Raw genomic sequence first — 22,396 nt, 5'->3', positions numbered from 1 at the left:
CAAACGCTCGAATACGAGTAGAATCAACACCGTGCGCCATGTCCACCAAATTTAAACCGGACAGCAGTGGGACAAGCCCGAACATGACGGCGGCAAGGTTTGCGAACTTTACCCTCCTCTTATGCACAAAGACTCGGGCTGGCTGAATGCCCACTCCAAGCCGGAATGACGGAAGTGGTAAAAGCCCCGGAATAAGACAACGCCCGACCTGCTGAACCGCCACAAACTCCTCCCCCCACTTTTCCACCAGCGGCCGATTGACAGCACCGCATAAATGCGCCCTAATAAAATTGGTAAGACCATCTTACCGCTTGCGCGATCGGGGGAGACTTTCGCGCTGGGAGGATATCATGTTTGTGGCTCTGGAGCCGCGCCGCCTTTACCGGCTGGTCGCGGAACAAATTCGTTTGCTCATCGAAAGCGGGGAACTGACCGAAGGCCAGCGCCTGCCGGCGGAACGGGATCTTGCCGAACGCTTCGGCGTATCGCGCCCGACGGTTCGTGAAGCGCTGATCGTTCTGGAAGTGGAAGGCCATATCCATATCCGCATGGGTTCGGGCGTTTATGTCAGCGCGGCCGGCAAGCAGGCCAAGGAAAAGCCGCCGGTGCCGGATGCGCATGGGCCATTCGAAATCCTGCAGGCGCGCTGCATCATCGAAAGCGCGATTGCGGAGGAAGCCGCAAGGCTTGCGACACCGAAATGCATCGCCAAGCTCGATGATATCATCGAACGCATGGCCGGCGCACTCGACAACTCACCACAGGCGCTCAATTTCGACCGGGCCTTCCACACCGCGATTGCCGACATCATCGGCAATTCGGCGCTGAACCGCTTTACCGGCCTGATCTATGACGAGCGCAGCCTGTCACCCTTTTTCGAAAAGCTCGCCAGCTATTTCGAAGGGCCCCACACCTGGAACCTTGCCGTTCAGGAACACCGCGCAATCCGCGACGCCATTGCCGCTAACGACCCGGAAGGTGCACGTGAGGCGATGCGGCAGCATCTGACGCTGTCGCAAAAGAGATTTTCCGAAAGTTTCGGGGAGGAAACGATCGGAGAAGAGTGACCGCGCCGTAACCGGCGACGGGAAAAATGAGAAATCTGGCTTTAATTCGGGAGGAGTTAAGAATGAAAATCAGATTGTCGACTTTGATGGGCGCAACAGCCGCCATCCTGCTTTCCGCGCTCGCGGCGCAGGCGCAGACCACGCTGAAATGGGCGCATGTCTACGAGACCTCCGAACCGTTCCACACCGATTCGGTCTGGGCTGCGGAAGAGATCGCCAAGCGCACCGAAGGCCGCTACAAGATCGATGTCTTTCCGGCTTCGCAGCTCGGCAAGGAAGCCGATATCAATCAGGGCCTGAAAATCGGCACCGTCGATATCATCATTTCCGGCTCCAGCTTTGCCGCGCGTGACTTCAAGCCGATCGGCGTCACCTACTTCCCCTATATCTTTCGCGACCCGAGCCATCTAATCGCCTACACCAAGAGCGATATCTTCAAGCGGCTCGCCAAGGGTTATGAAGACAAGACCGGCAACCACATCGCCGCCGTCAGCTATTACGGCACGCGTCACACCACATCGAACAAGCCGATTGCCGCCTGCGCCGACATGGCGGGGCTGAAGATGCGCGTTCCCGACGTTCCGGCCTATCTGGCCATGCCGCGCGCCTGCGGCGCCAACACCACCCCGATTGCCTTTGCGGAAGTCTATCTGGCGCTCCAGAACGGCACCGTCGATGCGCAGGAAAACCCGCTGACCACCATCGAGGCGAAGAAGTTCTTCGAAGTGCAGAAGAACATCGTCCTGACCGGCCATATCGTCGACCACCTCAATACGGTGATTTCGAAGAACCTGTGGTCGCAGCTCTCCGATGAAGACAAGAAAATCTTCACCGAAGTCATGCAGCAGGCAGCCGAGCGCACCACCAAGACCATCGAAAGCCGCGAAAAGAGCCTCGTCGAAGACTTCAAGAAGCGCGGCCTCACAGTGGCCGAGGTGGACAAGGCCGACTTCGAGAAGAACGTCCTCGAAAAAGTGAAGTTCGAGGACTTCGGTTACGACAAGGCCGACTGGGAAGCCATTCGCGCCGTCAAGTGAGCCAAGATCCGGTGCGGCCCCGTTGCCGCACCGCCCTTTCTCTCCAGACGGGATATCTCAATGTCGCAGGAAATCCATACTCAGGTCACGCCTGAGGAACTCGCCCACACGTTCGACGAGGCGCCGCCGGAGGTCGATCTTACGGTCTATTCATTCGAAGACTGGGTCACGCTCGGCCTCTTCTGGCTGATGACGGGCTGCGTGTTCCTTCAGTTCTTCACCCGCTACGTGCTCAACGACAGCTACGCCTGGACGGAAGAAATCGCCGTCAACTGCCTGATCGGCGTCGTCTTTTTGGGTTCGGTCATGTGCGTGCGCATGTCGCGCCACATCCAGGTGGATGTGCTTTATCACTATGTGCCGCCACAGGTGGCCCGCGCCATGTCGATCCTTGTCGATGCGCTGCGCATCCTCTTCTTCGCCTACACCTCATGGCTGATGTGGCGCTATCTGGAAATCGTCGCCGATGAGGAAATGGTCACCGTGGCGCTGCCGCGCAACATCGTTTTCTACACGGTTCTGGCCGCTTTCGTTCTGATGTTCTTCCGCTCGGTGCAGGTCTTCATCGCCAATATGCAGCGCGGCTACTCCGTTCTGGAACGGCCCGAAGAATTCCAGAGCGCGGGGGATTGATCACATGCTGCTTCTTATCGGCTCCTTTCTTCTCCTGATGCTGATCGGCCTGCCCGTCGCCATCTCGATGGCCTCGGCCTCGCTGCTCTATATCGTCTTCTACAATGTCGCGCCTGATATCATCGCGGCGCAGCGCCTGATCGCGGGTGTGGAAAGCTTCCCGCTTCTGGCCGTTCCCTTCTTCATCCTTGCCGGCAACCTCATGAACACGGCGGGGGTAACGGGACGCATCTATTCCTTCGCCGTCGCACTCGTCGGCTGGATGAAGGGCGGCCTTGCACAGGTCAACATCATCGGCTCGGTGATCTTTTCCGGCATGTCCGGCACCGCGCTTGCCGATGCGGCCGGTATCGGCACCATCGAAATCAAGGCCATGAAGGATCACGGTTATCCGGTCGAAGCGGCCGTCGGCGTCACCGCCGCCTCCGCAACGCTCGGCCCGATCTTCCCGCCGTCGCTGCCCTTCGTCATCTATGGCATGATGGCGAATGTCTCCATCGGCGCGCTGTTCATGGCCGGCATCGTTCCGGGCGTCGTGATGACGCTTCTGATGATGATCACGGTTGCGGTCTTCGCCTATATCAAGGGCTGGGGCTCCGATACGCCCTTCAGCCTCAGAACCATTTTCGGCGCGTCGATCGAAGTCTTCGTGGTGATGATGGTGCCGCTCGGCATCTATATCCTCACGGCGTTTGGCCTGTCGCTCAACCTGTCGATCCTGATCGTGCTGGTGATATTGCTGGCCTGTGACTGGTATTTCGACTTCTCGGCCGTGATGGCGCTGATGACGCCTGTCATCCTGATCGGCGGCATGACCATGGGCTGGTTCACACCGACGGAAGCCGCCGTTGCGGCCGTCCTCTGGTCGTTGTTCCTCGGGCTTGTCCGTTACCGGACGATGACCTTCAAAACGCTGGCGAAATCGACCTTCGACACGATTGAGACGACCGCTTCGGTGCTCTTCATCGTCGCGGCGGCCTCGGTCTTCGCATGGCTGCTGACGGTCAGCCAGGCGGCGCAGCTTCTCTCGGCGGCGATCCTGACGATAACCGACAGCAAGTGGATTTTCCTCGTGCTGGTCAATCTCCTGATGCTGTTCGTCGGCTGCTTCCTCGATACGATTGCGGCTATCACCATCCTCGTGCCGATCCTGCTGCCGCTGGTGCTGCAGTTCAATATCGATCCGGTGCATTTCGGTCTCATCATCACGCTCAACTTGATGATAGGGCTGTTGCATCCGCCGCTCGGCATGGTGCTGTTCGTGCTCTCGCGCGTGGCGAAACTCTCCGTCGAACGCACGACGATGGCTATTCTGCCCTGGCTGGTGCCGTTGTTCGTGGCGCTGCTGCTGATCACCTTCGTTCCGGCCATCACGCTGTGGCTGCCGACCGAAATGGGCCTGATCCGCTAACGCCAATATCATCGCCCGCGCGGTTTCCCGCGCGGGCTTCTTCCTCCCATACACATATGAGGGCATCGTCATGCAGACACGCGTGGCACGTCTATACGGCCAGAGGGACATTCGCGTCGAAACGCAGGACCTCATCGAGCCAGGGCCTGGCGAAGTGCTGCTCGCCATGGCGGCGGGCGGCATCTGCGGCTCCGATCTGCATTATTATCAGGATGGCGGCTTCGGTCCGGTCCGGGTGCGCGAGCCGATCATCTGCGGACATGAGGCATCCGGCCATGTGCAGGCGCTGGGAGAGGGTGTCAGCGGGCTTGCCATCGGCCAGCTTGTCGCCGTTAATCCGTCTCAGCCCTGCGGCCATTGCCATTTCTGCCTGAAGGGCCAGCCGATCCATTGCCTTGAAATGCGCTTCATGGGCAGCGCCATGCGCCTGCCGCATGAACAGGGCATGTTCCGCGACCGGCTGGTGGTTCCCGCCAAACAATGCGCGAAATTTTCAGAGGATACCTCACCGGCTGAAGCCGCCTGCACCGAGCCGCTCGCGGTGTGCCTGCATGCCGTGGCCCAGGCCGGCGATCTGGCAGGTGCGAAGGTGCTGGTGACCGGCGCAGGCCCCATCGGCCTCCTGACCATTGCCGCCGCCCGCCACGCCGGAGCAAGCATCGTCGTTGCCACCGACCTTACCGATGCCGCACTTGAACGCGCCCCCGCCATGGGTGCCGACCGCACCATCAATGTCGCGAAAGACGCCGAGGCGCTCATCCCCTATCAGGACAATAAGGGTTATTTCGACGTCATTTTCGATTGCTCCGCAGCCGCTCCAGCACTTCGCACCGCCTTTGCCTGCGTGCGCCCGCGCGGCACCATCGTGCAGGTGGGCGTCACCGGCGACATCACCATTCCGCTCAACGCGCTGGTGGGCAAGGAAATCCTCTGGCGCGGCTCACAGCGTTTCCACGACGAATTCGCCATTGCCGCCGGGCTCATCTCCACCCGCAGGATCGATGTGCGGCCGATTATTTCCCACAGCTTCCCGCTTGGCGAGGCGACAGCTGCATTCGAACAGGCCGGAGACCGCTCTGCCGCCTGCAAGGTGCAGCTGACATTTTCCGCAGACTGATATTTGAGGATTTAAAATGAGACATACATGGCGCTGGTTCGGCCCGGTCGACAAGGTCACGGTTCAGGATGCGGCTCAGGCGGGCGCGGAAGGCATCGTCAGCGCGCTGCATCACATCGCCACTGGCGATGTCTGGCCGGTGGATGAAATCGCCAAACGGCATGAAGCCATCAAGGCCGGTGGGCTTTATTGGGACGTGGTGGAAAGCGTGCCGGTCTCCGAGGATATCAAGGCCCAGACCGGTGACTGGAAAACCCATATAACCAACTGGCAGGAAACGCTGCGCCGACTCTCCGCCTCCGGCATCCGCACCGTCTGCTATAATTTCATGCCGGTGCTGGACTGGACCCGCACCGACCTGCGCTGGGAAACAAGACACGGCGCAAAGGCGATGCGCTTCGACCTTCCCGATTTCGCCGCCTTCGACATTCACATCCTGAAACGTCCAGATGCCAAGGCCGATTATCCGGACTGGCTGGCGGAGGAAGCGGCAAAACGCTTCGCCGACATGCCGGAGACGAAAATCGCCGCCCTCGGGCGTAATATCGGCGCGGGTCTGCCCGGTTCGGCGGATGGTTACACACTTGCCCAGCTTCTGGAAAAACTGCGGTCCTATCACGGCATCAACCGCGAAAGGCTGCAACAGAACCTTATCGACTTTCTCTCGGAGGTGACGCCGGTTGCCGAAGAGGTGGGTATCAACATCTGCGCCCATGGCGACGATCCGCCATGGCCGCTGCTCGGCCTGCCGCGGATTCTCTCCACCGAAGCCGACTACGCCCATATGCTCTCAAAGGTCGATAGCCGCGCCAATGGCGTGACGCTCTGCACAGGTTCGCTGGGCGCGCGGGCGGACAATGACCTGCCCTTCATCGCCAGCCGTTTTGCAGATCGCATTCATTTCGTACATCTGCGCAATGTGACGCGCGACACCGACACCGTGCCCTGCTCTTTCTTCGAGGACGAGCATCTGGAAGGCGGAACCGACATGGTCGCGGTCATCGCCGCACTCCTCACCGAAGAGGCGCGCCGCCGGGCGGAGGGCCGTGAAGACCACGCCATTCCGATGCGGCCCGATCACGGTCAGGAAATCCTCGACGACCTGACGCGCGGCGCACAACCCGGTTATCCCGCCATCGGCCGGCTGAAGGGATTGGCTGAGCTGCGTGGCATCGAACGCACGTTATCGCACAGCCGTTTCGGGCTGGCGAAGGGTGATCGCTAAGCGAAAGCGCGGCCGCGTTTGATCGGCTTTCTATCCGTCATTCCGGCCTCGAGCCTGAATCCAGCCGACGCGCGTCCGCGCGGCGAAAAGACTCCTTTCAGCCCAAGGACTTGGGCTGGCTGGATTCCGGCTCAAGGCCGGAATGACGGATGAGAGAACCTGCGGTCAATCGCGCCTTGAACTGAAGCCAAGAAAAAGCCCCAAGCCCGCCGGCGACGACGCCGGCGGCTTTCACGGCGGCGTCCATCAGATGCGGATGGCGGGTGGGCGACAGGAATTGCAGCGCCTCGATGCCGAAAGCCGCCGCAATGCCTGCCACGATGATCGCCAGCCAGTAACGCGGATAGGCGAGCACGAAGGCGGCCGAGCAGAAGGCGAAGGCCGCGGCGCGGTCCAGGCCCACCGTCGTCAGCGTGCGCGGACGAAAGCCGATAGGGCAAACTGTAACGATCACAATCAGCAGAAAAACCGACCAGGCGACATATTTCGGGAGTCTATTTGTCATCATGGCGTCACAATAGAGCGCCGTGCGCGTAAACGGAAGCGGGTCTTTTTCACGCCTTGCCCAATTAATCACACTTTTCGGTCAGATAGTTGAAAAACCGGCTTTCGCTCAGGCCCCACACGGGCTAAGGCAGAAGGCAACCGGGCGAGGATCGCGGCTGATGGCGTTTTCGCTGTCGCCTTTCGGTGCAACGTCACGGTGTCGGGTGGATTTTCCACACAGGATCAGATTTTCAGGGAAGAGCACAATGAGTTTCAAGCCGCACGGCAAACATCTGGTTGCAGGAGAATGGGTCGCAACGGAAGCTAAATTCCGCAGCGAGCCTGCACATGGCGAAGCTTTCGATTTTTCGGTCGGCACCGTCGATCTGGTGAATGCGGCCTGTGAAGCTGCCGAAGAAGCCTTCTGGAGCTACGGTTACACCACCCGCGAAGAGCGCGCCGCATTCCTCGACACCATCGCCGATGAGATCGAAGCCCGCGCCGACGCCATCACCGAAATCGGCTCGTCCGAGACCGGCCTGCCCGCAGGACGTTTGCAGGGCGAACGCGGCCGCACCGTTGGCCAGCTGCGCCTTTTCGCCTCGCACATCCGCAAGGGTGACTATCTCGACCGTCGCCATGACGAAGCGCTGCCAGATCGTCAGCCGCTGCCGCGCCCGGATATCCGCCTGATGCAGCGCCCGATCGGCCCCGTCGCGGTCTTCGGCGCCTCCAACTTCCCGCTCGCCTTCTCCACGGCCGGCGGTGATACCGCTGCCGCTCTGGCAGCCGGCTGCCCGGTCGTCGTCAAGGGCCATTCCGCCCATCCCGGCACCGGCGAAATCGTTGCCGAAGCCGTTCTCGCCGCCGTCAAGAAGCACAATCTGCATCCCGGCGTTTTCTCGTTGATCCAGGGCGGCCGCCGCGATGTCGGTTCCGCGCTCGTGCAGCATCCGCGCATCAAGGCGGTCGGTTTCACCGGTTCGCTCGCCGGCGGCCGCGCGCTGTTCGATCTCTGCGCCCAGCGCCCCGAGCCGATCCCCTTCTTCGGCGAACTGGGGTCCGTCAACCCGATGTTCCTGCTGCCGGAAGCCGTTGCGGCTCGCGGTGAAGCCATTGCCAAGGGCTGGGCGGGCTCGCTCACCATGGGTGCTGGCCAGTTCTGCACCAACCCCGGCATCGCCGTCATCCTCTCCGAGCAGGCGGATGCGGTTGCTGAAACCGCACGTGCGGCCCTTTCGGAAGTCGGCCCTCAGGTCATGCTGACCGACGGCATCGCCGCCGCCTATCGCGACGGCCGTGATCGTATCGCTGCCGGCAACGGCGTGCGCGATGTTCTCACTACCACCTGCAACCTGCGCAATGCAACGCCTTACCTGTTCCGCGTTTCGGGCAAGGACTGGGTTGCCAACCATGCGCTTGCTGAAGAAGTCTTCGGACCCCTCGGCCTGATCGTGACGGTTGATAGCACCGAGGAAATGCTGGAAGTTGCCAAGAGCTTCGAAGGCCAGCTGACGGCAACCATGCATCTTGATGCCGGCGACGCCGAACTTGGTCGCAAGCTGCTGCCGATCCTCGAGCGCAAGGCCGGCCGCGTTCTCGCCAACGGTTTCCCAACCGGCGTGGAAGTCTCCGAAGCCATGGTGCATGGCGGCCCTTACCCGGCATCGACGAACTTCGGCGCAACCTCTGTTGGTACCATGTCGATCCGCCGCTTCATGCGCCCGGTTTCCTACCAGAACATTCCTTCGGATGTTCTGCCTGACGATATCCGCTAAAACTGATCGGGGCAGGCGCAGCGCTGCACCTGCCCTTTTTATTCGGCTTTACCGCCCTTCGGGAAATACGGCCTGACGCTGAAGCGTCAACCGCCTCCCCTTCTCCCGCCTCACGGTCCCCATCCAGATTTTTCCGTACCAAGACGTCGGCATCGGTTGACATCGCCCCCGCACGTAATGCTAATACGCAATCTCGTAACGTAATAACATTACAATCGTCCTTCAGAACCGATACCGGTTCGTATCCGCACGGGGATGATAACGCCTGGAAGGAACACCATGAGATTTTCCCTTCATCACCATCTCGGCATGAGCGCGCTCGCAACATGCCTTGCCCTCGCCATGCCCCTTGCCCCAGGCATAGCGCTGGCCGAAGAAAGCAGCGACAGCGTCAAGGAATGGCGGCTGTTCGTCGCCGATCACAGCCAGCCGGTGGTGCGCGCAATTGATTTCGAAACCGGCAGGGAACTCGGACGCTACGATCTCAAGGGCTATGCGGCGCTGACCGCCAGCGCCTCCGGCAAGACGGTCTTTGCGACGCAATCGGATGCCGACATGGTGCATGTGATCAAGACCGGCATCGTTTTCTCCGATCATGGCGAGCATCGCGATCTGGATGTGGAAGATGCGGCGCTTTTGCCCGTCACCTTCGAAGGCAAGCGCCCTTTCCACGTCGTGCCGCATGATGACCATGCCATTCTTTTTTATGACCGTGGCGGCAAGGCAGAGATCATCGATGAGGCTGCCCTGCTGGACGGCAAGGCCAAGGTCCGCACCGTCGATACGACCGCCCCGCATCACGGCGTGGCGGTGACGATGGGGCGTTACGTTCTGGTTTCCGTACCGAATACCGAGGTCGAAACGAAACCCGATACGCTGCCGCCACGCATCGGGCTGCGTGTTCTCGACAGGGAGGGCAAGCAGGTCGGCGAACAGGCGGCATGCACCGATCTGCATGGCGAGGCGACATCCGCGCGGCTTGTCGCTTTTGGCTGCAAGGAAGGCATTCTCGTCGCCCGCCCCGGCGGCACCGATGGTCCCAAGCTTGAAATGCTGCCCTATCCGGAAGATTTCCCGAAAGCCTATACCGGCACGCTGCTGGGCGGCAAATCCATGCAGTTCTTCCTCGGCAATTACGGTGAGGACAAGGTCGTCCTGATCGATCCTGACAGCAAGGACGCCTTCCGCCTGGTGGAACTGCCGACCCGGCGCGTCGATTTCATTCTCGATCCCGCCAATCCGCGCAACGCCTACATCCTGACAGAAGATGGTGACCTGCATGTGCTTGACGTGCTGGAAGGCGCCATCACCCGCAAGGCGAAGGTGACCGAACCCTACAGCAAGGACGGCCATTGGCGCGATCCGCGCCCACGTCTCGCTGTTGCCGATGGGCAGGTCGCAATTTCCGATCCGCGCCATTCGCTGATCCGCGTGGTGGATGCGGAAAGCCTGACGGAAACCCGCACGGTTGCGGTGGAAGGCCAGCCCTTCTCCATCGTCGCCGTCGGCGGCTCCGGTGCTTCGCATTGATACCCAACAAAAGAAACCCCGTGCGCCTGAGGGACACACTGGGTTTCCTGATTTTGATGGGCCGTATTATCAGGCCGACTGCACAGCCTGTATCTTGTCGATCCCGCCGACAATGCCTGAGAAATCCTGCCAGACGCCCTGCGCGCCCTTGCGCCATTCGTCCAGCGCTTCCGGCTGCAGCACCTTGCCGCCCTTCGAAAGCGCAAGCTCGACGGACTTCACTTCGTCCTCGACGATCAGCTGGTTGAAATATTGCGCGCCTTCGCTCGATGCTTCCAGGAGAACCTTCTTCTCTTCGTCGTCCAGCTGGTTCCAGAAGGTCGCGCCATAATAGACGACGCCTGAAGCCCAGATGTGGCCGGTTTCCGTCAGATAGGGCACGACCTCGTAAAGCTTGAAGCCGGCATAAGCGGACTTGGTGAGATCCATGGCATCAGCCACGCCGGTTGCCAGCGCATTATAGGTCTCGGTGATCGGAATACCGACCGGGGTGGTGCCGAAGGCGCTCCAGAGCTTGGTGTGCAGCGGGCTCTGGATAACGCGGATCTTCTTGCCTTCCAGCTGCTCCGGTCGGGTAACCGGCTCCTTGGTCAGAAGATGGCGAGCGCCGTAATTGATGAAATCGGCGGCGATGAATTGCTGGGCGACGAGCTTCGTCTTCAGATCAGTGCCAGTCTCGCCCGTCACCACCTTGCGCACATGCTCGGCATCGCGAAACAGGAAAGGCAGATCGAGGATCTGCAATTCCGGCACCCAGCCGGAAAGCGAGGAGACTGTCGAAAGGCTCGCCTGAACCGATCCCAGGCGGATATTTTCCGCCACTTCCTTTTCACCCCCCAGCGCACCGCTCTTGACGATGTTGAAACGGAAACGGCCGGGCAGCTTCGCCTCCACCAGCTCGCTGATCTTCACCCAGATTTTCGTCTCCGGCTTGTCGTCGGCGAAAAGCGACGCGACGGTGAGGCTGCGGGTTCTGGCATGTGCCGTCCGCACGAAGGCGGGTGCGGCAAGCGTTGCCGCGCCAATCGCGGAGAGTTTCAGAAGATTGCGGCGATCGATAATAGTCATGAATAAAACCCCGGATTTAGAAGAAAATGGCCCAGGCGCACAAAATGGCGAGGGAAACGAGAAGAGAGACGAGATAGGGAACGACGGCGCGGAAAAGTGCTGTCGCCGGAATGCGGGTGACGCCACTGACCACGAAGATCAGCATGCCGAGCGGCGGCGTCAGGCCATGGATCATCAGATTGACCACGAGGATGACGCCGAAATGGATCGGATCGATACCGGCCGCCACCGCAGCGGGCAGCAGGATCGGCCCGAACAGCAGGATGGCCGCGCCAATGTCCAGCACCAGTCCCACCACGAGCAGGATCAGGTTGGAGAGTAGAAGCACCGCAATCTTGCTGCCACCGAGCAAAGTCACAAAATCCGTGACGAGCCCCGAGACATTGTCAACCGCCAGCAGGAAGGCAAAAGGCCCGGCCGTGCCGATCAGAAGACCGATGGCCGCCGCCTCACCCGCCGACTGGCGGAAGGTCGCGAAAATGCGGCCCGCGCCCAGCCGGTAACCGAAACCGAGAAACAGCGTATAAAGGGCGGCAAGGGCCGCAGCTTCCGTGGTGGTGACGACGCCGATGCGGATGCCGACCACCACGATGACGCCAAGCCCGAAGGCAGGTATCGCAGCCACGGCCGAACGCCAGCGTTCGCTGCCTGTCGCGCGCGGCAAGGTATCGACGCTGCGCACGCCGAAATGGATTGCCACCGCAAGGCAGACCGCCATCAGCCCGCCGGCAAAGAAACCGCCAACCAGCAGCGAGCCGACCGACAGGTTGGTGGCCGTTGCGAGGATGAGAAACGCGATGGAGGGCGGAATGACATTGTCCAGCACGGAGGTGGCGGCAATGATCGCGCCCGCCTGCGCCGGAGGATAGCCATGTTTCACCAGTTCCGGCTGGAAGGTGGAAGCACCGAAGGCGGCATTGGCGACCGATGACCCGGATGCGCCGGAAAACAGCACGCTGGTCAAAAGCGTCGTCTGCGCCAGCCCTGCCCGTCGGTGCCCGACCATGGAGGCGGCGAAACGGACCAGCTGATTGGCGACGCCCGATTCCGTCAGCAGGCTTCCGGCCAGCAGGAAGAAGGGAATGGCGAGCAGCAGGAATTTCGACATGCCGGTCACGGTTGACGAAACGATGGCCGGTTCCGGCAAGGTGCTGCCAAAAGCGATCGCCACATAGGCGGCGGCAAGGAAGGCATGGGCAAGCGGCGCGGCGAGCACCAGCCCCACGGCCGCCGTCAGCGCCAGAAACAGGCTCGGCGGCAGGTTCGTATCGACAAAAACTTCCGGCAGGCCGACATAGGCCACAATGGCGATGGCGAGAGATGCGAGAACGGCAAGCGCCTTGCCCTCACTGACACGCTGAAGCGCCAGATAGAGAAGGATAAGCGCGCCGCCCGCGCCGAGAAAGCCGAAACGCACCCATTCCGGCAGACCAAGCGTCGGAGATGTGCCGCCAAGCATCGCCGCGATCTCTACCCCGCCAAAAGCGAGGATGAGTGCTGCGATAAAGGAGAAGGCATCGGCCAGAACTTCGGTCGCCGCGTGAAATCGTTGCGGAAGGAACCGCACGAAGACATCGAGCCGCATGGCGAGCGCACTTTTGAGACTGAGCGGCGCACCGACAGCGATCATGGCCACATGCAGCCAGATGCCGAGGTCTTCCGCGCCGATGAAGCCTGTGTGAAACAGATAACGCAGCGTGACATTGACCAGCACCACCACGAGCAGCGCCGCAAGGATTGCTGCCGCGACCGCGCCGAGCACCGTGTCCAGAACGGCGAGCACCCGCTCGGCCACGCGTTGCGGGCCGATGCGTCTTTGTGCGATTGTCGTTGCCGGACTTGCCGTCATGTCTTTCTTCTCCACTCCCGAAGCCATGCTCAGGAGGCCTTGGCCGAGAGATCGCGGTCGAACAAAGTCGACCATGTGAATTGTTTTGCCGCCGAGACCTCACGCGATACGTCGAGCCGCGGCAGAACCTTTTCGCCGAAGCGGAACGCCTCTTCCAGCAATGGCATGCCGGAAAGGATGAAGGTATTCACGCCCGCCTCCTTATAGGCCTCCAGCGTGCGGATAACAGTATCCGGCGAACCGACAATCGCGGTTCCCGGTCCCGGCCGCACGAGGCCGATGCCGGCCCAGAGGTTGGGCGCGATTTCAAGATCGCGCAGGTTCTCCGGTTTCTGGCCGCCGTGCATCGCTGTCATGCGCTGCTGGCCGACGGAATCGGTCTTGCCGACGAAACGCTGGTTTGCGGCGATGGCCCGCTCATCCATGCGGCCGTATAGATCGGCGGCGGCGGCCCATGCCTCTTCGTCCGTATCGCGCACAATAACATAGAGACGAATGCCGTATTCCAGTTCGCGACCGAGCTTTTCCGCGCGGGCCTTGACCAGATCGACCTTCGCGCCGATCTGATCGGGCGTTTCACCCCAGGAGAGGTAGGTCTCGACATGTTTGGCCGCAACATCGATGGCCTTGTCCGAGGAACCGCCGAACCACAATGGCGGCGGCTCGATGCCCTGCCCCACCGGCAGTGCGAGTTTCGCGCCCTCGGTCTGGAAATGCCGCCCTTTGAAATCCACCGTCTCGCCGGCGAAAAGCCGGTGCCAGATCTGCAGATATTCATCGGCCATATCATAACGCTCGTCATGCGGCATGGTCATGCCGTATGCGCCGAGCATCTTGGCATCGCCCGACACGACATTTATCAGCAGGCGGCCGCGCGAAAACTCCTGAAGCGTCGCCGCCATCTTGGCGAGCAGCGTCGGCGCGACAAGGCCCGGATGAATGGCGACCAGAAACTTCAGCCGCTCGGTATAGGAAAGCAGCGCGCCCGCCAGAACCCAGACATCATGCGCGCCGGTGGCAAACAGCGCACCGGTGTAACCCAGCTGGTCGTAAGCGAGCGCCAGCTGTTTGTAATAACCGAGATCGACCTTGCGGGACCCTTCCGGCTGCCAGGGATAAGCGCCGTCGGGTGCGCACATGTACCAGAAAACATTCATCTGCCGCCTCCCGTGCTGGCTGATTGCCCGGTCAGAACCGGTAAAGAGAAATGACCGTGCCTGTAAAGCGTATCGGCCTCCTCCTGCTGTTCGGCAAGGATATTTTCGGCAGCGGCCACGACGGAAAGGTCTCGCGACCTCAGCACCTTGGCCCAGGACTGTGCATCACCTTCGCTGCCCGTTTCGGCGGCGAGAAGGGCAGCGGCTTTGTCGATATCCGCCATCACGGCCCGGCCGACGCGATCCAGTTCGGCCGCAATTGCCTGCCCTGTCTCGCCCGCTATGTTGTGGCGCGCAAGCGTCCAGAATAGCGAACGGTTGGGAATGGTGGAGCCGCAACGGACAAGAAGGCCGATCTCCTCATGGGTCAGAGCCTTTTCCAGCCGCGGCGACATCGTCACCCAGGCATCGACACGGCCTTCCACGAGATCGCGCAGGCTATCGCTGTCGCCGCTTTCAATACGGGTCACATCCGCAAGGCCAAGCCCCGCCCCTTCCAGGCTGCGCGCCAGAAGATAGGTGTGAAACGATCCATCGATCAGCGAAATGCGCTTTCCCGAGAGATCAGCGGCTGAGCGGATCGGGCTATCGCGCCGCACGAGGATTGCGCCATTGGCGGGCCTCGGCGCGGAAGCAGCGATATAGACCGCCGAAAGCCCGCGCGCATCCGCCTCAATGGGCGGTGTCGAGCCGGTGCCGCCGAAATGGATGTCGCCCTTTTCCAGAAGAGCTGCCGTATCGCGGCCTTCACGATAGCCCACGAATTCCGGATCGAATTCTTCAAAGGCGCCGGGCCAGAGCCGGGCGAGACGTAAATGCAGATTGTTGGGATGAACCCCGATTTTCATGTCGACACCTCATTTCCCATTCAATCTACTTTTTTATAGAATGTTTTCGAGAAACGTTTTGGCGATCCTCGGCCGGAAAGCGAAAGAGAAATCTACCAATCCTGTAGATTTTGAAAAATGCCAGACAGCGCTGAGATGAGGCTCTTCAAGCCATTGAAATTTTTCGCCATACAATCTACTTTTTTGTAGTTTGAAAAATGGGCCTGTAGTCGTGACGAAACCGGTTTCCAATCTCATCTGCCGCAGCGTGGTGGAAGCTAGCGAGCTTTTGAAGCTTGTCGCCAACGCCAATCGTCTGGCCATCGTCTGTTATCTAATGGAAACGGAAGCCTCCGTTTCCGCGCTGGAATATGAACTCGGTATCCAGCAACCCACGCTTTCGCAGCAGCTTGCCGAATTGCGTGACGCCGGTGTGATCGAAGGCTCACGGGAAGGCAAGGCGGTGATCTATCGTGTCACCGATCCGCGCATCGTCCAGCTGGTTTTGACATTGCGCGGTCTTTACACGGAGCTTTCCGATGTGACCGGCAAGAAAGGCAGACGGGCACTGCCGCTGGATGAGGCAATGTTCGACTAGCATGATCGACCTTTACACCTGGATCACGCCCAACGGCCTTAAAATCTCGATTGCGCTGGAAGAACTGGGCCTGCCCTATCGAAGCCACGCCATCGACATCGAAAAGGGCGAGCAATTTGCCGCCGATTACGTCCGCATCAATCCCGGCTCGAAAATCCCCGCGATTGTCGACGATGAAAACGGCACCGTCCTGACGGAATCGAACGCGATCCTCATCTATCTCGCCGAAAAGGTAGGCCGGCTTCTGCCCGCCTCCGCGACAGAGCGACTGGTCGTCACGGAATGGCTGATGTGGCAGGCCGCCAATTTCGGCCCGACACTCGGTTATGCCCATTATTTCCTGACCTACCATGCCGGACACGCCCCCTTTGCCGAGACACGTTTCGCGGCGGATGTGGCGCGGCTTTACCGGACATTGAACGACCGCTTGAGCGAGCGGGAGTTCGTGGCCAGCGATTTTTCAATAGCCGATATCGCCATCTGGCCATGGGTCTCGCGTTTCGCGCGCCACAAAATCAATCTCGATGATTTTCCGGCGGTACAGCGGTGGTATCGCCAGCTTGGACTGCAGGAGAGTTTTCAGCGCGGTTATCGCGTACCCTTCGCAACGTCGGACGTACCCGGACTCTAACAGGCGACGAGGTGGCCGGGCGAAACCTCGCGATATTCACGCGGCTTGACGGCATAATCAACGGCGCGGATCGGGCTTTTCAGCTCGTCATTCGCAGCACCTCGCCGTGTGTTGCGGCGATCCGGGTCCGGCACCGGCACCGCCGCCATCAGCTTGCGGGTATAGTCATGTTGCGGATTGTTGAAGACAGCCGCACGCGGACCGATTTCGACGATCTCGCCGAGATACATCACCGCAACCCGGTGGCTGACGCGCTCCACCACCGCCATGTCATGGGATATGAACAGGAAGGCGAGATCGAGGCTCTGTTGCAGGTCCAGCATCAGGTTGATGACCTGCGCCTTGATGGAAACATCCAGCGCCGAAACGCTTTCGTCCGCGACAATCACCTTGGGCTGGAGCGCCAAGGCACGGGCGATGCAGATGCGCTGGCGCTGACCACCGGAAAATTCATGCGGGTAACGCGACGCCATGTCCGGTGAGAGGCCGACCTTTTTGAGCATGTCCGCCACCACATCCTTCGCCTCGCGGGCGCTTCCCATGCGGTGTTCCAGAAAAGGTTCGGCAATCGCCGCACCCACCGTCATACGCGGATTGAGCGAGGCGAAGGGGTCCTGAAAGATCATCTGAACCGTCTTGCGCATGTCCCGCATGCCTGTCTTGTCGAGTGCGAGAATGTTTTCGCCGTTGACCACGACCGAACCGGCATCCGGCTCGATCAGCCGCATGATGGCGCGTCCGGTGGTGGATTTGCCGCAGCCGCTTTCGCCCACCAATGACAATGTTTCACCGGCCCTGAGCTCGAAAGACACGTTTTCCACCGCATGCACCCGGCCGCTGAGACGCCCCAGAAGACCGGAGTGAATATCGAAGCGCTTGGTCAGCCCCTCCACCTTGAGCACGGGCTGCGCGGCGGCGTCGACTGTATCGGCCGGACGCGCCGGCTCCTGCGTTTCACCCGTGGTGGTATTGACGATGGGAAAACGGAGCGGTCTTTCCTCGCCTTTCATCGACCCCAGAACCGGAACGGCGGACAAAAGTGCGCGCGTATAGGGATGTTTACCGCGGTGGAAGATATCCGCAGTCGCACCGACTTCCACCTGCTCGCCGCGATACATGACGACCGTGCGGTCGGCGATTTCGGCCACCACACCCATGTCATGGGTGATGAACAGGACTGAGGTGCCCTCCTCTTCCTGCAGCGTCTTGATGAGGTCGAGAATCTGGCCCTGAATGGTCACATCAAGCGCCGTCGTCGGCTCGTCGGCGATCAGGAGCTTCGGCCGGGAAGCGAGCGCCATGGCGATCATCACGCGCTGGCGCATGCCGCCGGAAAAGCGATGCGGATATTCATCGAAGCGCGAGGCGGCGGAGGGTATACGGACCTTTTCCAGCAGGCGGATCGTCTCCGCCCGCGCATAGGCTTTCGACATCGGCTGATGGCACAGCAGGGCTTCGGAAATCTGGTCGCCGATGGTGAAAAGCGGATTAAGGCTGGTCATCGGCTCCTGAAAGATCATCGCCACTTCATTGCCCCGCACCCGCCGCATGGCGTCTTCGGAAAGGGACAGCAGGTTGCGACCGCCGAGCAGAATTTCACCCTGAACCCTGCTGCTTTCCCGATCCAGCAACCGCATGATGGAAAGCGAGGTAACGCTTTTGCCGGAACCGCTTTCGCCGACGATCGCGACCGTCTCCCCCGGTCCGACATCGAAGGAAATATCACGCACCACCGGCTTCCAGCCGCCATCCACGTGAAAGGACGTGGTGAGATTGCGGACGGAAAGCACGGCATCTTCGGCACGGAGCGGTGCTGACTGCGGCATGGTCATGATCGTTCCCTTCTTTTCTTCTCATTTGAACTCAGGCAGGGCGTCGCCACCTGTTTCTTCTCCCCAAGGGGGAGAAGGTGGCCCGAAGGGTCGGATGAGGGGGCAACGCCAGCGATAGACCGCACCCTTGCCCCCTCATCCCGCTGCCGCGGACTTCTCCCCCTCGGGGAGAAGAAACTCGTGGCACCCGCTCGTTCCATATGCAGTCGTTACTTAGTCCGGCCAGCGCAGCATGCCGTCGAAACGGTGGCGGCTGCGGTCCTCGAACGGTGTTGCAATCACCTCGTTGGAGGCGCGCGCCTTGTCCAGCTCCTCGGCCAGCCGGGAAGCCACAATGGTTTCCTGGCCGGGATGCAGGTTGCAGGGGTCGAGATAGAAATAACGGTGTTCCACCTCGTGATCGCGGACAATGATCGGCGGGCTGCCTTTGGCGAGCGCCGTCGTCAGGTCCCAGGCGGTGATATGGGCTTCCTCGGCATTGATGATGACACGCAGTCGGTCGAGCGGGTTGTTGGTTGGGTCGGGTTCGATCAGCGCCGTCACGCCGGGGCGTCCGTCCAGCGTCTTTTTCCAGAGGTTGAGATAGCCGGTTTCACGCTCGCGAATGCCGGCATGGTCACGCTTTTCCCAGGCTTCCAGCGCCGCCATCACGCCATAGATGCTTTCCTTGCCGACCTTCATGCCGCGGCCAACGCCCATATTCTGCAGGAAGGCGCTGCGCACCAGCTCCTTTTTGCCGGCGACGATGCCGGAAGTCGGGCCACCGAGGAACTTGTGGCCGGAATAAAGCACCACATCCGCGCCCGTTGCCAGAAACAGCTTCAGATCATATTCGGAAGCCGCATCGACGATGACAGGCACGCCCCTGGCATGGGCGATCTCGACGAATTCGGAAAGGTGCAGCAGACCGTAATTCACCACATGGTGCGAGACGACATAGACCGCCGCAGCCGTCTTTTCGGTAATGGCGTTTTCCATGTGGAAACGATGGGTCGATGTTGCCTGCCCGATCAGCACCACCTTGCCGCCGCCGAGACGGATTGCCTGATCCACCGGCGCCCCATAGCTCACCACATGGCCCATCTGCACCAGAACCTCGTTCTTTTCCGGGGTCACATCGGGCAGCTTTTCGATGGCCAGCAGATTATTGCCGGTAATGGCGCCCGCCACCGCAAGGCTTATGCCCGAGGAGCAGGAGGCCGTGACGAAACCGGCCTCGCCGCCCGTCAGCCTCGATATCACCGCGCTTGCCTTGCGTTGCAGATCGTTGATCTCGACGAATTGCGGCAGGATGGCCGCCATGGCCTCGACCGCTTCCGGAACGACGATAGAAGCGCCGAGCGAGGTCATGGTGCCCGAGACGTTGATGACCGGGCGAAGGCCGATCCTGCTTCTGATATCCTCGGTCATGTCTTTCTCCTGTCTTTGCGATGCGATGGGCATCGACATATATGCCATAATAATGTAATAGCTTCTCAAAATTCATGAGGAGCCAAAATTGGACGCCCATAAACTGGACGAAACGCCTTCAACCGCCCTGTCCGACGCCGCCGAAAACGCGGACGCGAAGGCGGCCAAGCGCTCGCGCGTCAGCGGCATCGACCGCGCCCTTCAGGTTATTGATTATCTTTATGAAACCGGATCGCCGGCTGGCGCCTACGCCATCGCCAAGGCGATCAAGGCGCCGCTTTCCACCGTCTATGTGATCATTGACGATCTCGTCGAAAAGAACATGCTGGCGCGCAATGCCGATGGCAACATTTGGCTCGGCGCGCGGCTTTACCACTATGGTCTTGCCTATGCCCGCTCGCTGGATTTCATGGGTGTCGCCACCCACGAAATGCACGATCTGTGCCGCCATGCGGGCGAGACCGTGCAGCTTTGCGGCCGCGATGGCGACCATATGCTGGTGTTGGCCATGGCCGATGGTCCGAGCCATTTTCAGGTCGCCTCGCGTGTCGGCACCCGCGTTCCCTTGAACTGGACGGCGTCCGGCCGCCTGCTCGTCGGGCATCTGCCCGAGGCGGAACGTGTCGAGCTTTTCAGGCGCTGCGCCCGCACCTCGCCGACCGGTCGCGCCGAAATCAACCCCGAAACCCTGTCGCAATCGGCAGGTGCCGCTTTCCATGACCGGCTGTCGATACAGGTCGCCGAATCCGATTACGCCGTCGCCTGCATCGCCTCGCCGATCTGCGACAACAGGGGCGAATGCGTTGCGACGATTTCCATCGTGCTGCCGGAACAGAAGGTGCTGGCGGACGAAAACCATTATACCGAACAGGTCAGGGTCTCGGCGGAACGGATCGAAAAGCTGATGGGCTGGCGCAACCATTGAACGGCCTCAATCCTTGAGCGCGACGATGGCTTCTATCTCAACGGTGATGTTGCCCGGCAGCGAGCCAAAACCGACGGCGGAGCGGGCGTGCTGCCCGGCATCGCCGAATACATCGATGAAGAGATCGGAGCAGCCATTGATGACGCTCGGGTGATCGCGGAAATCGCTGACGGCGTTGACCATGCCGAGCAGCTTGACCACCTTCTTCACCCGCGACAGGTCTCCCAGCGCCTCATGCATGACCGCCAGCAGGTTGATGCCGGTGAGGCGTGCGTGGTTATAGGCCTCTTCCAGCCCGATTTCCGCGCCCACCTTGCCGGCGTAAAGATGGCCGTTTTCCTCCCGCGGCCCCTGCCCCGAAAGATAAAGCATGTTGCCTTCCACCACATGGGTGACGAAATTGGCGATCGGCGGCGGCGGCGGCGGCAGGGAAATGCCGAGCGCGGCGAGCCGGTCATAGGGCGAATGACGCCCCTCTGCCTCAAGCGAAGACTGTTTCACGCGAATTCCTCATAATACAGGGACGGGTATCCCCTTAATCTCTGCGGAAGACGTAGGGGATTGCCCTCCTCCGCCTTGTCCATTTGGGTTCAGCGCCAGGAATAACCATGGCTGTGGCGCACGAGCTTGCGCGCCCTTGGAATGTAACGGCTGGCAGCAATCGCCTCCGCGCCGATGACCGCGTAACGCGGCTCGAACAGGCGCTTCAGGCGCGAGACGTCGCCATTGGAATCGGTCGCTTCCAGATCGGAATCCACGAGATCGAAAACCGTGAAATCGGCGCGCTGGCCGACATCGAGACGGTTTTCCATATCGAGGCGGATCACGGAGGCCGGATTGCGGGTGACGGCCTCGACGACATTTTCGAAGGGCATATTGACCGACAGCAGCTTCGACATGGTCGTCGCCAGATCCCAAACCGGGAAATTCATCGAATGGCCATGCAAATCCGTGGAAATCGAGAACGGCAGCAGCCCGCGCGCAATCGCCGCTTCCGCCACCTTGAAGGAGAAGGAGGCGCCGCCATGGCCGATATCCAGCCGGATGCCTTCGCCCGCACAGCGTTCGGCAAGGTTGAACAGGTCCTCGTCTTCCATGATGCTGGAACCCGATTTGCCGTTGAAGCAATGGGTCACGACATCGCCGGGGCCGAGAATTTCCAGCACCTCGTCATAAAGTGCGGGCGGTTCGCCCACATGCACCATCATCGGCACTTTCAGGATCTTGGCGATCTTCTTGCCGAGCTTGACCGGCGTAACACCCCAGGAGCCGGTGATAACATGGCTCGCCCGCACCTTGAGGCCGACAATATGTTCGCTGTTTTCGGCGTAACATTCGATGATACGATCGAGATCGATATCCTTGATGTCGCGCAGTTCCGGCACGCGGTTACAGGCGACGAGACCGATGGAACCGAGATTGAGGAAGGCCTTGATGCGCTCTCTCGAGGGCTCAATGATATATTCACGGAAACCGTGGAAATTCGCCTCACCCGCCGAACCGGCATCCACCAGCGTGGTCACGCCGCGCTCGGCCCCGCATTCCGAGGGGCGGATGGAGATATCGGTGCCGCCATGCCAGATATGCACATGCAGATCCACCCAGCCGGGCGAGACGAAGGCACCCTTGGCATCAATACGCTGCGCATCAACGGGCGCTTGAATGGCAGGCCCAACCGCGGCGATCTTGCCATCGCCGCCGATCAGAATATCGGTCGAAGCCTGTGGCGCACCCTTTTCGAAACCGACGGGTTTGACATTGGTGAGAAGAATGGGAGCTTGAAGAGGCGTTGTCGCCTGTTCACCGGACGTCATA

Annotated in this window: 19 protein-coding genes and 1 pseudogene; 11 read left to right on the top strand and 9 right to left on the bottom strand. The window is 60.7% G+C overall.

Going from position 1 to position 22,396, the window contains the following annotated elements; genetic code table 11:
- Positions 1 to 350: 350 nt before the first annotated feature.
- From BTE54_RS11930 to uxuA, 6 genes are all read left to right on the top strand, one after another.
- Positions 351 to 1,067: a FadR/GntR family transcriptional regulator gene (locus BTE54_RS11930; RefSeq protein WP_078052584.1), complete on the top strand. Its 717-nt coding sequence runs from the start codon at positions 351 to 353 to the stop codon at positions 1,065 to 1,067.
- A 62-nt stretch (positions 1,068 to 1,129) separates the two neighbouring features.
- Positions 1,130 to 2,104, top strand: a complete 975-nt coding sequence (locus tag BTE54_RS11925; protein WP_078052583.1) for a sialic acid TRAP transporter substrate-binding protein SiaP — start codon at positions 1,130 to 1,132, stop codon at positions 2,102 to 2,104.
- A gap of 60 nt (positions 2,105 to 2,164) precedes the next feature.
- Entirely contained in the window at positions 2,165 to 2,737 is a 573-nt protein-coding gene (locus tag BTE54_RS11920) for a TRAP transporter small permease (protein WP_078052582.1), read from the top strand.
- Between the two features lie 4 nt (positions 2,738 to 2,741).
- Entirely contained in the window at positions 2,742 to 4,148 is a 1,407-nt protein-coding gene (locus BTE54_RS11915) for a TRAP transporter large permease (protein WP_035220793.1), read from the top strand.
- A gap of 70 nt (positions 4,149 to 4,218) precedes the next feature.
- Positions 4,219 to 5,265 carry an L-idonate 5-dehydrogenase gene (locus tag BTE54_RS11910; protein WP_078052581.1) on the top strand — a complete coding sequence of 349 codons (1,047 nt, stop codon included), beginning with the start codon at positions 4,219 to 4,221 and terminating at the stop codon, positions 5,263 to 5,265.
- A 16-nt stretch (positions 5,266 to 5,281) separates the two neighbouring features.
- Complete coding sequence (uxuA, locus tag BTE54_RS11905; RefSeq protein WP_078052580.1) at positions 5,282 to 6,490, top strand: mannonate dehydratase; 1,209 nt, start codon at positions 5,282 to 5,284, stop codon at positions 6,488 to 6,490.
- Positions 6,491 to 6,647: 157 nt separating this feature from the next.
- Here the strand turns inward: uxuA and BTE54_RS11900 are convergent.
- Positions 6,648 to 6,998: pseudogene (locus BTE54_RS11900) on the bottom strand (antibiotic resistance protein VanZ); the annotation flags it as partial.
- Positions 6,999 to 7,242: 244 nt separating this feature from the next.
- On the opposite strand from BTE54_RS11900, the gene BTE54_RS11895 reads away from it, so the two are divergent.
- Together BTE54_RS11895 and aztD are read left to right on the top strand one after the other, a co-directional pair.
- Complete coding sequence (locus tag BTE54_RS11895; RefSeq protein ID WP_065655639.1) at positions 7,243 to 8,754, top strand: aldehyde dehydrogenase (NADP(+)); 1,512 nt, start codon at positions 7,243 to 7,245, stop codon at positions 8,752 to 8,754.
- A 279-nt stretch (positions 8,755 to 9,033) separates the two neighbouring features.
- Positions 9,034 to 10,284 (top strand): zinc metallochaperone AztD, encoded by a 1,251-nt coding sequence (gene aztD, locus BTE54_RS11890; RefSeq protein ID WP_065655638.1) that lies wholly within the window; start codon positions 9,034 to 9,036, stop codon positions 10,282 to 10,284.
- Positions 10,285 to 10,353: 69 nt separating this feature from the next.
- Here the strand turns inward: aztD and BTE54_RS11885 are convergent, their stop codons facing one another.
- From BTE54_RS11885 to BTE54_RS11870, 4 genes are read right to left on the bottom strand one after another with little or no spacing between them, the layout of a single operon-like run.
- Positions 10,354 to 11,352 carry a TRAP transporter substrate-binding protein gene (locus BTE54_RS11885; RefSeq protein WP_078052578.1) on the bottom strand — a complete coding sequence of 333 codons (999 nt, stop codon included), beginning with the start codon at positions 11,350 to 11,352 and terminating at the stop codon, positions 10,354 to 10,356.
- 16 nt (positions 11,353 to 11,368) lie between these two features.
- Positions 11,369 to 13,201 (bottom strand): TRAP transporter large permease subunit, encoded by a 1,833-nt coding sequence (locus BTE54_RS11880; protein WP_078052577.1) that lies wholly within the window; start codon positions 13,199 to 13,201, stop codon positions 11,369 to 11,371.
- A gap of 29 nt (positions 13,202 to 13,230) precedes the next feature.
- A complete protein-coding gene (locus BTE54_RS11875; RefSeq protein WP_078052576.1) occupies positions 13,231 to 14,358 on the bottom strand; it encodes an LLM class flavin-dependent oxidoreductase in 1,128 nt (375 codons plus the stop codon).
- Positions 14,355 to 15,206: an ABC transporter substrate-binding protein gene (locus tag BTE54_RS11870; protein WP_065655634.1), complete on the bottom strand. Its 852-nt coding sequence runs from the start codon at positions 15,204 to 15,206 to the stop codon at positions 14,355 to 14,357. Before BTE54_RS11870 ends, BTE54_RS11875 begins: the two co-directional genes overlap by 4 nt.
- A gap of 211 nt (positions 15,207 to 15,417) precedes the next feature.
- On the opposite strand from BTE54_RS11870, the gene BTE54_RS11865 reads away from it, so the two are divergent.
- A complete protein-coding gene (locus BTE54_RS11865; RefSeq protein WP_065655633.1) occupies positions 15,418 to 15,783 on the top strand; it encodes a metalloregulator ArsR/SmtB family transcription factor in 366 nt (121 codons plus the stop codon).
- 1 nt (position 15,784) lies between these two features.
- Complete coding sequence (locus tag BTE54_RS11860) at positions 15,785 to 16,414, top strand: glutathione S-transferase N-terminal domain-containing protein (RefSeq protein ID WP_078052575.1); 630 nt, start codon at positions 15,785 to 15,787, stop codon at positions 16,412 to 16,414.
- Here the strand turns inward: BTE54_RS11860 and BTE54_RS11855 are convergent.
- Positions 16,411 to 18,246 (bottom strand): ABC transporter ATP-binding protein, encoded by a 1,836-nt coding sequence (locus BTE54_RS11855; RefSeq protein ID WP_078052574.1) that lies wholly within the window; start codon positions 18,244 to 18,246, stop codon positions 16,411 to 16,413. The genes BTE54_RS11860 and BTE54_RS11855 overlap by 4 nt on opposite strands.
- Positions 18,247 to 18,459: 213 nt before the next feature.
- Entirely contained in the window at positions 18,460 to 19,656 is a 1,197-nt protein-coding gene (locus tag BTE54_RS11850) for an aminotransferase class V-fold PLP-dependent enzyme (RefSeq protein ID WP_078052602.1), read from the bottom strand.
- A 103-nt stretch (positions 19,657 to 19,759) separates the two neighbouring features.
- Here BTE54_RS11850 and BTE54_RS11845 point away from each other — a divergent pair, with 103 nt between their 5' ends.
- The gene (locus BTE54_RS11845; protein WP_233282717.1) at positions 19,760 to 20,581 is read left to right on the top strand and encodes an IclR family transcriptional regulator; all 822 of its coding nucleotides are present in this window, start codon (positions 19,760 to 19,762) and stop codon (positions 20,579 to 20,581) included.
- A gap of 6 nt (positions 20,582 to 20,587) precedes the next feature.
- On the opposite strand, the gene BTE54_RS11840 is transcribed toward BTE54_RS11845, so the two are convergent.
- Together BTE54_RS11840 and BTE54_RS11835 are read right to left on the bottom strand one after the other, a co-directional pair.
- Positions 20,588 to 21,082: a RidA family protein gene (locus tag BTE54_RS11840; RefSeq protein WP_003519868.1), complete on the bottom strand. Its 495-nt coding sequence runs from the start codon at positions 21,080 to 21,082 to the stop codon at positions 20,588 to 20,590.
- An 89-nt stretch (positions 21,083 to 21,171) separates the two neighbouring features.
- Positions 21,172 to 22,395: an amidohydrolase/deacetylase family metallohydrolase gene (locus tag BTE54_RS11835; RefSeq protein WP_078052573.1), complete on the bottom strand. Its 1,224-nt coding sequence runs from the start codon at positions 22,393 to 22,395 to the stop codon at positions 21,172 to 21,174.
- Position 22,396 lies beyond the last annotated feature (1 nt).

The sequence above is a fragment of the Agrobacterium sp. YIC 4121 genome (assembly GCF_002008205.1).
GTDB classification, from domain to species: domain Bacteria; phylum Pseudomonadota; class Alphaproteobacteria; order Rhizobiales; family Rhizobiaceae; genus Agrobacterium; species Agrobacterium leguminum.
This window is presented reverse-complemented; position numbering and strand designations above follow the sequence as displayed.

Coding starts and splice junctions, on each gene's coding strand:
- BTE54_RS11930 (WP_078052584.1), top strand. CDS start 351: ATGTTTGTGGCTCTGGAGCCGCGCCGCCTTTACCGGCTGGTCGCGGAA.
- BTE54_RS11925 (WP_078052583.1), top strand. CDS start 1,130: ATGAAAATCAGATTGTCGACTTTGATGGGCGCAACAGCCGCCATCCTG.
- BTE54_RS11920 (WP_078052582.1), top strand. CDS start 2,165: ATGTCGCAGGAAATCCATACTCAGGTCACGCCTGAGGAACTCGCCCAC.
- BTE54_RS11915 (WP_035220793.1), top strand. CDS start 2,742: ATGCTGCTTCTTATCGGCTCCTTTCTTCTCCTGATGCTGATCGGCCTG.
- BTE54_RS11910 (WP_078052581.1), top strand. CDS start 4,219: ATGCAGACACGCGTGGCACGTCTATACGGCCAGAGGGACATTCGCGTC.
- uxuA (WP_078052580.1), top strand. CDS start 5,282: ATGAGACATACATGGCGCTGGTTCGGCCCGGTCGACAAGGTCACGGTT.
- BTE54_RS11895 (WP_065655639.1), top strand. CDS start 7,243: ATGAGTTTCAAGCCGCACGGCAAACATCTGGTTGCAGGAGAATGGGTC.
- aztD (WP_065655638.1), top strand. CDS start 9,034: ATGAGATTTTCCCTTCATCACCATCTCGGCATGAGCGCGCTCGCAACA.
- BTE54_RS11885 (WP_078052578.1), bottom strand. CDS start 11,352: ATGACTATTATCGATCGCCGCAATCTTCTGAAACTCTCCGCGATTGGC.
- BTE54_RS11880 (WP_078052577.1), bottom strand. CDS start 13,201: ATGACGGCAAGTCCGGCAACGACAATCGCACAAAGACGCATCGGCCCG.
- BTE54_RS11875 (WP_078052576.1), bottom strand. CDS start 14,358: ATGAATGTTTTCTGGTACATGTGCGCACCCGACGGCGCTTATCCCTGG.
- BTE54_RS11870 (WP_065655634.1), bottom strand. CDS start 15,206: ATGAAAATCGGGGTTCATCCCAACAATCTGCATTTACGTCTCGCCCGG.
- BTE54_RS11860 (WP_078052575.1), top strand. CDS start 15,785: ATGATCGACCTTTACACCTGGATCACGCCCAACGGCCTTAAAATCTCG.
- BTE54_RS11855 (WP_078052574.1), bottom strand. CDS start 18,246: ATGACCATGCCGCAGTCAGCACCGCTCCGTGCCGAAGATGCCGTGCTT.
- BTE54_RS11850 (WP_078052602.1), bottom strand. CDS start 19,656: ATGACCGAGGATATCAGAAGCAGGATCGGCCTTCGCCCGGTCATCAAC.
- BTE54_RS11835 (WP_078052573.1), bottom strand. CDS start 22,395: ATGACGTCCGGTGAACAGGCGACAACGCCTCTTCAAGCTCCCATTCTT.